Origin of the sequence: Enterococcus devriesei (genome assembly GCF_001885905.1) — a bacterium.
GTDB lineage: Bacteria > Bacillota > Bacilli > Lactobacillales > Enterococcaceae > Enterococcus_A > Enterococcus_A devriesei.
On the sequence record NZ_JXKM01000004.1, the window covers coordinates 234,061 to 249,556 of the forward strand.

Consider the following 15,496-nt stretch of genomic DNA (forward strand, 5'->3'; position numbering starts at 1 on the left):
ATGGAAATAATCTTGATGAAGGTTCAAATATGCAGATCATTTCCGTCTCAACCTCTGGGGTCTATAGTGCTTTGCCTAAAAAGACTTCCAAATCTGCTTTTGCTGCTGCTTTTTTCTTTTCATCAATTGGGTTCTTATCTGCATAGTCGTGCATCAAGTAAACTAATAAGCCACGAATCGAGGTCAAACGATTTTCTGCTTCATCGAAACAGATCGAATTTGGTCCATCCATTACTTCATCCGTTACTTCTTCTCCGCGAGTTGCTGGTAAGCAGTGCATGAATTTCGCGTCTTTGCCAGCCCGAGCCATTAATTCATCATTGACTTGGTATTTCGGATAAAAAGTGCTCATGCGTTCTTCTTCTGATAATTCTGCTTCATACAACCCATACCAAACGTCGGTGTAGACGAAGTCAGAGCCTTCAATTGATTCGATTTCGTCAGAGATAGTGTACGTTGCACCAGATTCCGCGCAGATCTTATCTAATCTCTCCCGATGATCGTCATTCAATTGGAAACCTTTAGGACCAAACTGAACAAAATCCATGCCCATTTTTGTCGCAACTAAACCTAATGAGAAACATACTTGTGTGGCATCACCAATGAAGGAAACTTTACAGTCTTCAATTTTTTTGCCATCTGGTAAATGTTCGATCATCGTACATAAGTCGCCTAATTCTTGTGTTGGGTGGTTGAAATCTGACATGCCATTAATTACGGGAATGGTTGCATTGTTAGCCAGATCATACACGCTATGATGACGTTCCACTCGAGCCATCAAGATATCTACTAAACGGGAAAGAACACGGCTCGTATCTTCAATTGTTTCGTGTCCACCTAATTGGATTTGGCCTGGTGCCAAATATTCAGCGTGTCCACCTAATTGCGTCATCGCCGTTTCAAATGAAACCCGTGTTCTAGTAGAAGATTGTTGGAAGATCATACCTAACACTTTGTTTTTCAATAATGGCGGATAAAACCCGTTTTTGATAGAAGCTTTGATTTTCAATGATAAATCAACAATGTATTGAATCTCCTCCTTCGTGTAGTTTTCAGTTGTAATAAAATCTCTTTTTGCCATGTTGACGCCTCCTAAAGTAATTTGTTTGCTTTTGCATCTTTACTTTAGGTGAAAAAGAACTAGTTTACGATAAGCCAAAGGGTGTAAACGCTAACATTTTGTTTTTGAGCCTATCCTAGACTAGTTTATTTTTAGATGTAAACCTTTTATTTCGCGCGGGTTTAGAAAAGTTTAGAGGAAAGTTTAGCGTATTTTAGCTAAAAGATAGAATAAAAAATGTTATACTTGCATAAACCGTTTGGTATTTAATCTAAAAAATGAAAGGGGATTCAATATGATAGCGATCTTTGTTTACAACATTCTTTTGATCATTCTTTATTCCATTACGATGGCTTTCGCAATAAATTCTTATATGAAAGAAAAAAACAAACTCTTTTTATTGATCAGTCTCTATCTTGCGTTCTTCATCTTTGATAACGTCATTATTTATATGACTGAATTTATCAATTCATTCGCCCGCAGCTATGACCAAGCGTTTATGAGTGCCCCTGCCGTTAAAACGATCATTTTTATGGGAAATGCCTTCTTCTCCATCTCAATCATTGCTGCATTACGAAAAGAAAAGCTGAAGCCGTTCCATTATGGTTTGTTGATTGTTTTAGCAATTTGGATGCTTTCTATTCCCCTCCTGGCGAACTCCGCCTTTAAGGTCTGGCTCTATTATTTAGGCAATCAAATTTTTCTCTTGTATCTGGCTTTTTATTGTTGGCGTGGGACCAAATTATCAATCCCCAGCGTCAATCAACGCTATTTAAAAAAATTAAGTATCGTTAGTCTGCTCTTTAGCCTCTTGATTATTATTGAAGACAGTTTCGTTATCTTCAATGTCGATCAGTACAGCTCATTGACGACGAAAATCTACAATCGCAGTATTTCTGAGGATATCTTTTCGATTGTGGTCTGTCTGATCCTATTTCAATTTTTCTTCAGAGAACGCAACGAAAAAGCAGCGGAATCTTCCGAAGAGCTGGAACAAACAGTATTGATTCAGAGCTTTTGTCATGCTCACCAGTTCACGCAAAGAGAATGCGAAGTCTTTCAGTTGCTGCTGCTTCATTATTCCAATCAAGAAATCGCCGATCAGCTCTTTTTGTCCTTGGGAACCGTCAAGACCCATGTTCACAATATTTTTATTAAATTGGAGATCAAGAAACGAACGCAAATTTTCCCATTATTTGAAACGTATGAAGCTTCAACGTAAAAAGAAGGACGATTTTCTCTGGAAAATCGTCCTTCTTTTATTCGTTCTCTGCTTGATTATTTTCCTCGTGGCTTGAGGAGCTGGAAGAGCTGCTTGAACTGGATGAACTAGTCGAGCTGGACGATTCTGAAGAGGAGTCGCTGGCGTCTGATTCTTCGGATTCTTTTTGTTTTCTGGAAGATTCCGCTCGTTTGCTGTCATTGATCGAGTCTTGCAAGTCTTTGTAGGAATCATAGGTGGCTTGTTTTTCCGCCAACTCTTTTTTAAGTTCTGCTAGTTCTTTGTTTCGCGCCAGTAACGCTTTTGCTTGTTTTTCTTGATAGGTCTTTTCGGCTGCCGCTAAAGACGCTTCGCTTTGTTGGATCTCATTTGCAAAACTAGAGTTTTCATTGGCAAGTTGATTCTTGACCGGGTCCAATTTTTTTAGCAAGTTTTCCTTATACACCCCATCAGGTAAAACTGCCAAAGTTCTCACTTCAGCAAGATAGTCTGATAAGCTAATGGCATTGCCTTTATTTAGTAGATTGGTCAAATCGTTATCAGCTTTGCTGTAATCAGCCGATTGCTTTTCAGCGATCCCCAAAATCATCGCCATATCTTGGCCCCAATCTTTCTCCTTCGCCGTGCTTTGAGCCAGTTGGTTTTTCAGCTCTTTGATTTTTTCTGCCTCTGGTTCAGTTAAAATGGGATGGGCAGACAAGTCTAAGCCATTCAGGACATCACTTTCAAAAAGTCCATTTAACTCGGTTTGGATCGCAAAATCCTTTTTTGCATGCTCGATATCGGTCAAGGTCTGACTATTCCCTTGCTGATTTTTGACTTCATTGGTCAAATCATCAAAAGCCGTCTCCGATAGATTGGCTTTGAAATAGCCCGTTTTTTGATCTTCATATAAATTCGTCAGCCGCTCATTTAACACTTTTCGGTGGGCGTTTTCCGTCTGAGTCACCTTATCTTGATAAATTCGGTAGCCGGCAAAGGACAGAGCCACAATAACGATTAGTCCTAAAACTAGCCAACCGATTTTCTTTTTATCCAAATCGGTTCCCCCTTCTGTAATTTCCAATATTATAGCATTTTAGCTATCGCTAGGTACAATTTATAGCAAAATCTTTAGTAACTCTTTGATAATCTGTTATTTTAAATTTATTAGAACCTTCTCACCGTTTTATTATTTTACAAGTTATCATAGGCTGTCTAAGAAAATTTCTGCTAAAATTTCTCTATTCTTAAAAAAAGGACTGATTCAATTGGAAAGTCATGAGGAATTGGATAGAGGATTAAAAAATCGTCACGTTCAGTTAATTTCGATTGGAGGCGCGATTGGGACAGGATTGTTTCTAGGCTCTGGTAAAACAATCCAGCTGACCGGCCCCTCCATTCTTTTATCGTATACCATCACTGGCTGTATTATTTTCTTGATAATGCGGGCTTTAGGTGAATTAATGTTATCAAATTTAAATTATCATTCATTCTTAGATTTCATTGCTGATTACTTAGGGAAAAAAGCCGCCTTTGTGACTGGCTGGACTTATTGGTTCTGCTGGATCGCGATTGCGATGGCCGATCTTACAGCTTCTGGTCTCTATGTCAGCTACTGGCTGCCGAATATTCCTCAATGGTTGCCGGAAATTATCGCTTTAGTTCTATTATTAAGTCTGAATATGGTGGCCGTTGGTCTTTTTGGTGAAATGGAATTTTGGTTTGCCTTAATCAAGGTCGTTGCGATTATCGCCTTGATTGTCACCGGTGCGCTGATGTTGATCACCGGCTTCAAGACAACTGCCGGCCCGGTATCACTTAGTAATTTGTGGCGCCATGGCGGTTTCTTTCCCAAAGGCGGTATGGGCTTCGCGCTCTCCTTTCAAATGGCGACCTTTGCCTTTTGCGGAGTCGAACTAGTTGGTTTGATCGGTGGCGAGACCTCTGATCCTGGTAAAGTTTTACCAAAAGCGATCAATAATATTCCTTTGCGGATCATTTTGTTTTACCTTGGTTCGTTACTAATGATCATGTCGATCTATCCTTGGACTAGCTTGTCGGCAGAGCAAAGTCCTTTCGTCCAAGTCTTTTCTGAGATTGGGATCGCTGCGGCAGCATCAATCGTCAATTTAGTCGTCTTGAGTTCGGCGATGTCCGCTTGTAACAGCGCGATCTACAGCACGAGCCGGATGATTCGTTCGTTAGCCCAAGAAGGCAGCGCTCCTGCTTCATTTAAAAAATTGACTCGTCATCGTGTGCCAGGAAATGCGTTAGTTTTTTCAACTTTGGTAATTTTCATCGCAGTGATTTTGAACTTTTTCGTCCCAAGTCGAATCTTTACGATCATTAGCTCGATCGCGACAATCTGCTTCATCTTTATTTGGGGGATGATCGTCTACACCCATATGCGCTATCGGAAAACCAATCCGCAAACCAAAGGAAATACATTTAAGCTCCCGCTCTTTCCTTATACCAGCTATTTGGTTTTCGCCTTTCTGCTTTTTGTTTTGTTCGTCTTAGCACTAGCGTCTGATACGCGCGAGGCGTTGATCTTTTCACCAATCTGGTTCATTGCTCTTTTGCTGATCTATCATTTCAAATACGAACGGAACAAACCGATTTTCGGCAGAATTTTTCATCATTTTGGCAAGCATCATTAAAACCAGTTATTTTTTCCAACTGGTTTTTATTTAAAATTTTCACAAGTAGATACTAATTAGCTTTCAAAATAAACCACTCACAAGCTGCTCACCGATTAGGCGAACAACTGACGAGTGGTTTTTTCTATCCTTCGCTGTTGTCCTTAAACAACTGACTTTCACGCCGCAGCTGATAGATTTTATGGATGTTGATGATTAATGTTTTAATTACCGCATAGACCGGAATACAGATCAGCATGCCGACGATTCCCGCCACACTCCCGGCCCCGATCAAAACGAGAATGATCGTTAACGGGTGGATATTCAGTGACTTGCCAAATAGCAACGGTTTGATCAAATTGCCGTCTAATTGCTGAATGACCAACACGGAGATCGCCATGTAGAGCGCCTGCAACGGTGAAACAAACAGTCCGACAATCACTGCTGGCACAGCTCCGATAAACGGGCCCACATAAGGAATGATATTGGTGACCCCACAGAAAATCGCTAACAACAAGCTATAGGGCTGACCAAAGATCGTCATTGCGATGAAGCTCAAGATCCCGATGATGAACGCATCTAAGACTGTGCTGCTAATATACGCTGATAATGTCTCATTCAATTCCCGAACCGTTTGCCGTAACTCCTTGCGAATGGACAGCGGGAAGAACTGTGAGACAGCGTCTAAGAATTTGTGACCATCTTTAAACATAAAAATCAAAATAAAGGGCACGGTAAACAACAAGACTAAAAATTTCATCGCAAAGCTCATGATCCGTGACAAACTCGAAGTCACGCTAACGATTCCCAGCTTCACTAAATTATTGATCGTTAAGTTCGCCGAGGCTAACTGCTCTTCTAAATTAAAATTTTTGAATTCTTCTTTATTGGCCAATTCATTTAACCAACGGCCGGATTCTTCCGCGTACACCGGTAGATTTTGAGTCAGTTGGACCGTCTGTTCGATCATCTTCGGTACCACATTCATCATGATCAAGACGATCACAACTGCCAGCACAACAAAGGAGATCAAAAAACCGACGACTCGCGGTACGCCCCCTCGCTCCTCTAAAAAGACGACGATAGGATCAAACATGTAATAAAGAAAACCCGCAGTTAATAAGGGTAATAAAATTGCGGAAAGCATCCCCATCACTGGTTTAAAAATATTTGGCATTTGTAATAAAAAATAAATACCGATGATAGTTAAGACAATCTCAACTGTCCAGAAAAACAGCTTGGATTGCTTGAAACGTGTCAGCATAAAAGCCTCCTTTTTAAGTCAAAAATTCTTACCCAATAGGATATGGCTTCATCTTATCATTAATCATAAAAAGTAAGAACGCTTTTGCTAAAATTAAAAAAGATTTTTGTGATAATTTACAAAATTTTATCCTGAAAAGTAAATCTAATTCATTGTGATCCAGTTTTTCTAATCCTTTCTTAAGCCTATTTTTTGTTTATAAGTTTTTTCTTCGCTACAATAAAAGAAAAAAGGATTTGATAAAAATGGAACGACCTTCGACAAAGGCGACCCGTTGGATCAAGTTTATCGGCGGCCGAAACCTCATCTTTACACTAATTGCTGGAGTTTTGCTGGGAGCCCTGATTTTTGTATTTTATCATGTGCGCTTCATCTTCAACCCAGTGCTGGTTATTTTTAAAACAGTTTTTGCACCGCTTTTATTAGCACTGATCTTGTATTACTTGTTAGACCCGATCGTGAATTTTTTTGAAAAAAAGGGCGTTAAACGCCTCTACTCGATTATCGGCATTGTCGTCATGCTACTGTTGCTTATTGCAGCCATCATTATTTGGGCGGTCCCGCGGATTTATAGTCAGACGGCTAGTTTAGTCAATGACTTTCCTCAGCACGTCGAAAATTTTAATCAAGCTTTGGAGGAGCTATTGTCTGGAACGGTACTGCAAAATCCGCTGGAAGAACTTTTCGACTCGGTGGAAGATGTGGTCTATCAAGTGTTCAATACATTGTCTAATTCTTTGGGTGACATCCAAAGTTTTGTTGGGGACTTATTCTCAACCGTCAGTGGCTTTTTCGTCATTTTATTTACTGCACCCATTATCACCTTCTTCTTATTGAAGGATGCCAGCCAGTTTTACCGCTACTTTTTGAAACTGCTGCCGCCTAGGTTTCGTGAAGACTCAAAGGAGCTGGGAGCGATCTTGAATAGCCAAGTTGGGGATTATTTGAAAGGACAATTCATTGTTGCTTTGGCGAATGGCTTGATCGTTTTTATTGGCTTCTTAATTATTGGTATGCCGTATGGCTTGCCTTTAGCTATTTTAGTGACTGTGACTTCTTTCATTCCCTACATTGGACCCTTCATTGCCTTTGTCCCTTGCGCCGTGATTGCTTTGCTACACTCTTTCCAAATGCTATTAGGCTTACTTGTGGTCTGGATTGTTGAACAAATCCTAAACGGTAACGTGATCGAACCTAAAGTTTTAGGCGACCAGTTGAAGGTACATCCAGTAACAATCGTATTAGTTTTATTAGTCATGGGAAACTTGTTCGGTCTATTCGGTTTAGTCTTTGGGATTCCGACCTACACCGTCTTTAAAGCCTTTGGCGTCTTCCTCTTCCGCAAATTTAAGCAACGTTACAATCGTTATTATGGCAATGATGACGGCGAGTATGAAGACACCGAATTTTCGCAAGAAGAGTATCCGAATAATTAAAAAAGTTGCAGACGAACAAGAGGCTCGTCTGCAACTTTTATTTATCTTGATTTAAGCGCAATACAAAGCGTTCCAAGCGTTGGATAGCTTCTTTCAGTTCATAAATCGAATAGGCATAAGATAAACGTAAGAAGCCTTCACCGCTTTGACCAAAGGCAGAACCAGGAATCACCGCTAGTTTTTCTTCCTCCAATAGCTTCATAGCAAATTCCTCACTGCTTAAGCCAAATTGACTGATTTGCGGAAACAGATAAAAGGCCCCTTTGGCTTGATAACAAGGCAAGCCCATTTTTTCTAGCGCGTGGTGCAAGTAATTGCGTCGCTCTTCATAAGACAGCCGCATCGGCTCGACCGTCTCTTGCCAATCATCTTTCAAGCCTGCCAACGCCGCGTACTGACTTGCGGTTGGTGCCGCCATAATCGTGTATTGATGCAGCTTCAACAACTGTTCCATGAATACTTCCGGTCCCGCCACAAAACCTAGCCGCCAGCCGGTCATGGCGAAGCCTTTGGAAAAGCCATTGATCACGATCGTCCGCTCCCGCATCCCAGGCAATTCAGAGATACTGACAAAGGGCTCATCATAAACCAATTCCGCGTAGATTTCATCGGAAATGACTAGGAGGTCATGTTTCTTCACGACATCCGCGATTTTTATCAAAGCTTCCCGATCCATCGTCGCCCCTGTGGGATTATTAGGATAAGACAGGATCAAAATTTTACTTTTTTCCGTGATCGCCGTTTCCAGCTCCTCCGGTGTCAGCTTAAATTGATTTTGTGACTGTAAATTGATCGTTACAGGTACGCCGCCGACCATTTGCGCGATCGGTTCGTAGCAAACAAAGCTTGGCTGCGGGATGATCACCTCATCACCCGCCTCTACAAAGATCCGCAACGCCATGTCGATGGCTTCACTGCCGCCGACAGTCACGATGATCTCGCTTTTCGGATCGTAGTGGACATGGTTGCGAAACTGTAAGTAGTCACTGATTTTTTGCCGCAGCTCCAACAACCCCGCATTAGCGGTATAAAAGGTTCGCCCCTCTTGAATCGAGCGGACACCTTCTTGCATCATGTGTGACGGAGTATCAAAATCAGGCTCCCCCACTCCAAGTGAGATCGCATCCGGTTGTTCTGAGACAATATCAAAAAATTTACGAATCCCAGAGGGCTGCAGTTCTGTGATCTTTTTCGCTAAAAAATTTCTCATGGACTCACCTGAATTCTAGGGTCGGAATCATCTTGATATAGATCAACGCCCCACTCTTTGTATTTATCTAATAAGAAATGCGTCTGAGTCCCAGAAACATCTGGGATCGAGGCTAAATTATTGGAAATAAACTTAGAGATCTCCTTGATGTTGCGGCCTTGTAATAACAAAACAAAATCAAAACCGCCGCTAACAAAAAAGAAGGATTTGACTTCTGGAAATTTTCGCACCCGCTCAGCGATCTCGCGATAACCTTCTTCACCTTTAGGGATCGTTTGAACCTCTACTAAGGCTTCGATCCAATCATCCTCGACTTTATCCCAATCAATCAGGGCTCGATAGCCGCAAATGACTTTTTCTTGTTCTAGTCGTTTAATTTCCGCCTGAACAATCACTTTCTCTTCGCCTAGCATCACTGCATATTCTTCCATACTCAAGCGGCAATCCGCTTCAATCAATTTCAATAATTGTTTTCGTTTCTTTTGATCCATGGGAAACTCTCCTTTGGTTTAACAAACTATCAGCTTTTTCTAATCTGTTCCTTAATTATTCCTAAAAAAAGAAAAACTGTCAAATAAATTTTAAAAATTCGTTTTTAGCATCGTTTCCACCGAAGTTCAAAAAATATTTTACTTTTTTATAACACAAAAAGCTCGTTTCATAGTACAATATATGGGATGATTAACTAGAAAATCGTAAATAGACAGGAGGATTGTGAATGGAGCCAGTAATCGAATTATTTATTGAAAAACAGAGACAACGCTTGGCCGATGGCAAGATTCGGCAAGAAGAATATGAAGCTTTTTTAGATGGAATCAATGACGCGCTATCTTTTTTAGGGATGCACTATGTCAACAGCTCAGAGACCGTCGAAAAAGATGAGCGAAAAGCCGCGACTTTTAATGAGATCGAGGAAAAATACAAGAAATTTCGCGAAGTTGCTATGTATAAAAACAGTTTCTTGCGCGTGTCAGACATTATCAAGCATTCAGGTCTAATGACTGATGAGCTGAAAAAAATCACTGAGACTGTACAGGAAGAACTATAAGAAAGGCTTTCGCGAACTCGTTTGGCTTATTGCCGATAAATCGAATTCGTGAAGTCGGACATGGCTAGACCTGCCGTAAAGCGATTGATTCATGTGAAAAATTTATGCTTTCTTTATAAACTAAGAAACAAAAAGAAGCGAACCCTCGCTTCTTTTTTCTTACCCTTTAATCAATAATTCATTGTAAAAAGCCTGACCGATCTCCTTCAATTCAGTTTTGTTGAAAGACTTAGCGACCCACGTCGGCATCGGTGCTGCCACCATACCATAAATCTCGATCAACGCTTGAACGAAAGCAGCAGCGTCTAATTGGTCGATCGCCTGACGCAATCGTTTCATTGGTTCTAGCAACTGACTTTCCGCCTGACGCCCGCGATACAGTTGATAAATCTTCCGCCCTTCTGCTGCTGCTAACGAAAACAACGGCTTTTCTTCTGTTAGCGATTGGATACTTTCCTGCCTGTAGCGGTCATACCGTTGCTGCCACACTAATAATTCACGATAAACGGTTTCAATTTTTTGTTTACGTACCGTCGCTAATGCTTGATAAAAATCGATCGGTAATTTCTCCACTCGCCGTTCCCGTTTGATCCACGTCGCCAGGGTTGATTGAGGAATCCCCGCTAATTTGCCAAATTGTTCAACCGTAATGCCTAGATCACGACGGATATACATTTTGATGGGGTGTTCGATCATCGTCAAGTCCATTTTCTAAACAACTCCTTTGCGATATTTATACTTCATTATATAAAGGGATTAAAAAAAAGCCAAGACAAATCACGAGTCCATGATCTGTCCTGACTTTTAGCGTTTCTCATTACGCAGCTGCATTCTTTTTTCCGTCATTTCTTTTTGTTTGGCTAACTTTTGCTGCTGCTGTTGCAGACGAGAAATCTCCATCTCGACCCGATGCTGCTCCGGTCCACTTAGCTTAGACAAGTTTTTCTGCCGTTCTTCAACCTCTTGTTGAATCTGTTGGCCCCATTCATCCATGATCTGCTTCCAGCGATCCGGATTTTCACTTGAATTAGCCTTCATGGAATCCCGCAATAAACGTGAATAACGATTCATCGTATTGCCCCATAATTTATTGCGGTATTGGAAATAATCCGCCTGTTGTTCTGTATCCAGAGAAGCGACTAGATCGTCTTCCTCGCGATCGACAATATTTTGTAAAAAGGCCAAGATTGGCAAAATTAAATAAATAATCAAAGCAGCCCGAACATAAAAATGTCCAAAAACTAATAACGCGATTCGAAAACCAATCGCTACCATATCTTGACGATTCAATTCAGTGACTCGCCGCTTCCGCGATTTCTCGTCACTAATCGCCTGTTCCGTCAAGGTGACGATTAAGCGGCGCATGATCAGTATCACGATCAAAGTCAGCACACCATAAATCAAGATCGTTTGTTGAATCGTATCCTCAATCAATAATCGCGTCGCCGAGGGCACCAATGAAAGGAAAAATAGCAGCAATAAGTAAATCACTAAATTTTTATTTTTTACTTGCTCGATCCGATTAAAGGCATAGGCCGTTTGGAACCAAAGATTCGCCACAAAACAAAAGCTGATAAAATAAATCCCGACTGCACTAAACAGTGAATGGATATCTACCGTACCAGTACTTCCATATTGAATCGGCAGCTCTAAAACAATAATAGTCAAAATAATCGCGATGATGGCATCGCCGAACACAACGACTCGTTCCTTCATTTTCTCAACTCCTCACCCCTATCATAGCTCAATCTGGCAAAAAAGAGTATTCAGAAGAATAGACTAAAAAGAATCAGGTCACCGGCTTATTCGATAAACGAGTTAATAGGATTACCGAACCAATCACTAGCAAAAAGCCCATCAATTGAACCGGTGCAAAGTGACTATGAAATAACAGGACGCTTAAGATCGTCGCAAGAATCGGCTCAACCACCGTCAAGACACCAGCAAGCGACGCCTCAATAAATCGTAAACTGGATAATTGGAATAAAAAGGGCAGCGCTGTTCCAAAAATGATAATGCTGATTACCAAAAACAGCGAAAAGGCATCTAGCTGAAAGCCCGGCCGCCAAAGAGGCTGGATTGGCTGAAACACGATTCCCGCAATCAGCATCCCTAGCCCGGCGATCCGCATCTCACCGTAGCGCACTAATAAGCTTCGTGGCTGCACTGTATAAAAAGCCAAGGTCAACGCCGATAAAATCCCCATCACAAAGCCCATTTGAGAGATATTCAAGCTTTGTAGCTGGCCTTCTGTCACGATCAAGAAGACCCCACCAAAGGTCACTAACAACAAAAAGACTTCTAACAAATTGATTTTCTTTTCCCGATTAAAGACTAAGAACAGAAAAATAAAAATCGGTCCGGTAAACTGCAAGATCGTGGCGATCGCCGCACCGCTGTATTGGATCGCTTTGAAATACGTGTACTGGACCCCCAACATCCCAACCAAGGAAAAAAGCAGCAGCCCGATCAGATCCTTCGGCGTAAATTTTTTTCGTACTCGCTGCTTCTGGGTCAAATGAAAACTAGTCAATAAAATCCCCGACACAAGCAGCCGCACACTAGCGAGCCACTCTGGGGAGACCCCATATTGTTCAAATAATAATTGGCACATAATGCCTGACAACGCCCATAAACTCCCCGCTGAACAAGCCAGCGCCACTCCCTTACCTTTCATTCTGTGCTCCTTATCATTTTTTTCTCATTATAGCATTAAGAAAACAAAAAAAGAGACAAGCTCAAAAAAATTGTGCTTGTCTCTTTCATTTAAAACCTACTCACCTAATGGCAAAATCACCTGTGATTCACTTAAATCCAAGGTATAGTCAATTGCTTGATTGCCGCGCACTGTCATGCCAAAGTCCGTACCGTAAACGGCCAGACCGATTTGGCGGCCAGCTGGTAAATGATACAATGTCGGATGCAAAGCAAGCTCGATCTCAACAAATTCACCGGCTTTCAAATCATTCACTTTCCACGGATTTTCTCGATTTTGTAAATTGATATGACCTCGAGTAATCAATTTATACTCATCTTCTGCCCCTAATTTGAATTCGACCAGATTGTCTTCACGCCAATTTCGGCCTAATGGTAAGCCATGTAACGCCAAGGTATCTGGTACGGGCTTCAACCGTTTTGCTTGGCCGAAGTCGATCAATTCAAAGCTCAACATTCCTAGATCAACACTCGATGCGACTTTGATTTTGACTTTTGGGCGGCCGTTTAAGAACAGGTCTTTGGTTAGAGCCTCCGTTTTAGCTAAATAACGATGACCGTCCATCGGCCCCGTTTCCTTCAATTCTTTTTCCCATAACGCGATATTTTTAGTGTAGCCTTCGTATTGTTCTTTTGGTAATTGATCATTGAAAGTCACTTGCCCTGACCCAGCTGTTTCAGCCAACGCAGTCTGATTTAAATAGAAGACTTGCTCACTAGCAGGCGCCCAATCCCTCAAAGTCTCCCAGGTTTCGACTTCGGTATTTTTTTGGTACACGATGTCTGGCAGAAGCTCTTTGGCATTGTTTTCCACGCCGTAAAGCTTATGACTCAACCATAAATTCATCATGTCTTGGAAATCCAATGATGGCATATTATTGATATAAATGTGTTGTCCTTGATGCAAAATCAATTTCTTCGCCACCGGTACCTCCTTCAAAGCATCCCACAAATCAGCAACTTGCCGGGGTTTCACATTCCAGTCATTCAAACCATGGACCATCACCACATCACACTTGATGTCTTTGATGAATGGCAAATAATTTCGCTCATCCCAAAAGGTATTATAATTGCCGGTCTTGCGGTCTTGCAAGTCTGCCATTTGCTTCAAGTAATCTAAAAAGAATTTTTTGCTATGGAGGTAGTCACCGGCGTTACGCATTTTACTGAAGGTTTCGATTGCGAGTACGTCCGCGTCTTCTCCAGGGAATCCACCTGGCGCAATGACTAGTCCGTTGTCACGATAATATTGATACCAATCAGAGATCGCCGCTTCCGAAATAATCGTTTCTAAGCCTTCAACTTGCCGCGTAGCACAGGCAGTCGCCAAAGTACCCAAATAAGATTTTCCCGTCATGGCTACTTTACCGTTGCTCCACCAAGCTTTGATGCGAATATTGTCAGTTCGGTTCGTGAAGGCCCGGCGATTGCCCGCCAACCATTCGATATAGGCAACCATCGCCGTCGTCTGCTCCACCGAACCGCAAGTTTGGATTCCATCAGAGTCGCGCGTACCGATCCCAGCGCCATAAACTACCGCAAAGCCGCGGGCTAAGAAGAAATCATTCAAGCTGTGATTGTTTTCTTTCGTAAAGGTTTCCGTCGCATGGGTCGCCTTGCCCTTGACTGCTCGTTCAGCCGGCAATTCGACGGACTGAGCTTTGTATTGAATCTCTTCATAGGTGGTTTCGGTTGGCTCTTTGCGTTCTAACGGCACATTGACATCATAAGTCAATTCTTCGCCGGCAGGCCCGTTGACGCCTTGGCTGTAAGGACTCGCCGTAAATAAAGTCGCTACTTGTAAGCCGTCTTCCGTTTCCACCGGACGCAAAATTTCTAATTTCAATAAATCACGCTGACCATCTTGATCGGTATCTAACGGTGCTTCCACATAAACAACTTCGCGAATCAAACGAGACGTATCAAAGACCGCCTGCGCTTTGCCGTTAAAGAAGAAAGGTTTACTGACTTCTTTGTCTAAATAGAAACCTTCAGCAGCTAGCTTGTCTAAATAATTCAAGCCGTTTTTCGTGTGGCTGGTCAATAATAAATACCACGCTTCGATCACTGTCTCGCGAATGGAAAAATCGCCGTCAATCATAGGGACGCCGATTCGGTCGACTTCGGCTAAAACTTTTTTCTCATCAAAGTCGATCGTCGGTTCAAAGTCCAATAACTGCAGACCGACCGTATAAAAAACTTCCTTTGTCAGCGGACCACTCCCTTGATAGAAAGCCGCTAAATCGGTTGTTGAATCTGCTAAAAAATTCCCAAGCTTGCTGATAAAGCCGCTGTCATCTGTCACAGTCAAAAAGCTTTTACGTAAAAATTCAAAATACAGTTTTGTACCGTCTCGGTCTGAATCCATCGTTAAAAAGCCCACTTGCCGCAATTCTTTTTTAGCTTCGTCTAAAGAGACGCGTTTAAGACCAAATTGATTTATTTTCATAGATATCTCTCCTTCTTTTTGAACCGAAAAATAGGCCCTACTAACAGTTGGGAAAAGTTAGACGAACATCCTTTTTTTCTGATAAAATAATTATAACAAAAACATTCGGCAAGTTCGGTTAAAGTTCAATGAAAACGCTTGCCTTAAAGGGGGATTTTTTTATGGAAGAGACAGTATTTTGCCAAAGTTGCGGGATGCCGCTTACGGAGGGGCTTTACGGCACGGAACACGACGGCGCAAAAAATACGGACTATTGCTTATATTGCTATAAACACGGTGCCTTCACCGACGATCACACGATGGAAGAAATGATTGCTATCAGCCTGAAGCATATGGATCAATCCGGTCTGTTAACAGAACATGGGCAAACAAAAGAAGAAGCGGCTAAAATGATGTACGGCTTCTTTCCTGAATTGAAACGCTGGAAAAAGTATAACGAGAATAGTTGATAGACAAAAGTCAGAGCTAGTG

General features: G+C 41.7%; 14 protein-coding genes. 5 read left to right on the forward strand and 9 right to left on the reverse strand.

What is annotated here, in order from left to right; all coding sequences use genetic code 11:
• Nucleotides 1-61 precede the first annotated feature (61 nt).
• The gene (gene ptcA, locus RV00_RS07665) at nt 62-1,081 is read right to left on the reverse strand and encodes a putrescine carbamoyltransferase (RefSeq protein WP_071862010.1); all 1,020 of its coding nucleotides are present in this window, start codon (nt 1,079-1,081) and stop codon (nt 62-64) included.
• 274 nt (nt 1,082-1,355) lie between these two features.
• Here ptcA and RV00_RS07670 point away from each other — a divergent pair, with 274 nt between their 5' ends.
• Nucleotides 1,356-2,282, forward strand: a complete 927-nt coding sequence (locus RV00_RS07670; RefSeq protein WP_071862011.1) for a response regulator transcription factor — start codon at nt 1,356-1,358, stop codon at nt 2,280-2,282.
• A 37-nt stretch (nt 2,283-2,319) separates the two neighbouring features.
• On the opposite strand, the gene RV00_RS07675 is transcribed toward RV00_RS07670, so the two are convergent.
• The gene (locus RV00_RS07675; RefSeq protein ID WP_071862012.1) at nt 2,320-3,321 is read right to left on the reverse strand and encodes a phage tail tape measure protein; all 1,002 of its coding nucleotides are present in this window, start codon (nt 3,319-3,321) and stop codon (nt 2,320-2,322) included.
• 211 nt (nt 3,322-3,532) lie between these two features.
• Between RV00_RS07675 and RV00_RS07680 the strand changes: the two genes are divergently transcribed.
• Entirely contained in the window at nt 3,533-4,924 is a 1,392-nt protein-coding gene (locus RV00_RS07680) for an amino acid permease (protein WP_071862013.1), read from the forward strand.
• 124 nt (nt 4,925-5,048) lie between these two features.
• Here RV00_RS07680 and RV00_RS07685 read toward each other — a convergent pair whose 3' ends face one another.
• A complete protein-coding gene (locus tag RV00_RS07685; protein ID WP_071862014.1) occupies nt 5,049-6,167 on the reverse strand; it encodes an AI-2E family transporter in 1,119 nt (372 codons plus the stop codon).
• A 245-nt stretch (nt 6,168-6,412) separates the two neighbouring features.
• Here RV00_RS07685 and RV00_RS07690 point away from each other — a divergent pair, with 245 nt between their 5' ends.
• Nucleotides 6,413-7,603, forward strand: a complete 1,191-nt coding sequence (locus RV00_RS07690) for an AI-2E family transporter (protein WP_071862015.1) — start codon at nt 6,413-6,415, stop codon at nt 7,601-7,603.
• A gap of 37 nt (nt 7,604-7,640) precedes the next feature.
• On the opposite strand, the gene RV00_RS07695 is transcribed toward RV00_RS07690, so the two are convergent.
• Nucleotides 7,641-8,813, reverse strand: coding sequence for an aminotransferase class I/II-fold pyridoxal phosphate-dependent enzyme (locus RV00_RS07695; RefSeq protein WP_071862016.1), 1,173 nt, complete (start codon nt 8,811-8,813; stop codon nt 7,641-7,643).
• Nucleotides 8,810-9,304: an Lrp/AsnC family transcriptional regulator gene (locus RV00_RS07700; protein ID WP_071862017.1), complete on the reverse strand. Its 495-nt coding sequence runs from the start codon at nt 9,302-9,304 to the stop codon at nt 8,810-8,812. The genes RV00_RS07695 and RV00_RS07700 overlap by 4 nt, the downstream gene beginning before the upstream one ends.
• 227 nt (nt 9,305-9,531) lie before the next feature.
• On the opposite strand from RV00_RS07700, the gene RV00_RS07705 reads away from it, so the two are divergent.
• Nucleotides 9,532-9,861, forward strand: a complete 330-nt coding sequence (locus RV00_RS07705) for a hypothetical protein (protein ID WP_071862018.1) — start codon at nt 9,532-9,534, stop codon at nt 9,859-9,861.
• A gap of 159 nt (nt 9,862-10,020) precedes the next feature.
• Here the strand turns inward: RV00_RS07705 and RV00_RS07710 are convergent, their stop codons facing one another.
• The 4 genes from RV00_RS07710 to RV00_RS07725 form a co-directional block, all read right to left on the reverse strand.
• The gene (locus tag RV00_RS07710) at nt 10,021-10,569 is read right to left on the reverse strand and encodes a hypothetical protein (protein WP_211272379.1); all 549 of its coding nucleotides are present in this window, start codon (nt 10,567-10,569) and stop codon (nt 10,021-10,023) included.
• Between the two features lie 96 nt (nt 10,570-10,665).
• The gene (locus tag RV00_RS07715; protein WP_071862019.1) at nt 10,666-11,577 is read right to left on the reverse strand and encodes a TMEM175 family protein; all 912 of its coding nucleotides are present in this window, start codon (nt 11,575-11,577) and stop codon (nt 10,666-10,668) included.
• Between the two features lie 73 nt (nt 11,578-11,650).
• Nucleotides 11,651-12,538 (reverse strand): DMT family transporter, encoded by an 888-nt coding sequence (locus RV00_RS07720; protein WP_071862020.1) that lies wholly within the window; start codon nt 12,536-12,538, stop codon nt 11,651-11,653.
• A gap of 96 nt (nt 12,539-12,634) precedes the next feature.
• Nucleotides 12,635-15,025 (reverse strand): Xaa-Pro dipeptidyl-peptidase, encoded by a 2,391-nt coding sequence (locus RV00_RS07725; RefSeq protein ID WP_071862021.1) that lies wholly within the window; start codon nt 15,023-15,025, stop codon nt 12,635-12,637.
• 161 nt (nt 15,026-15,186) lie between these two features.
• On the opposite strand from RV00_RS07725, the gene RV00_RS07730 reads away from it, so the two are divergent.
• Nucleotides 15,187-15,474, forward strand: coding sequence for a zinc ribbon domain-containing protein (locus RV00_RS07730; RefSeq protein WP_071862022.1), 288 nt, complete (start codon nt 15,187-15,189; stop codon nt 15,472-15,474).
• The last annotated feature ends 22 nt before the right edge of the window (nt 15,475-15,496 follow it).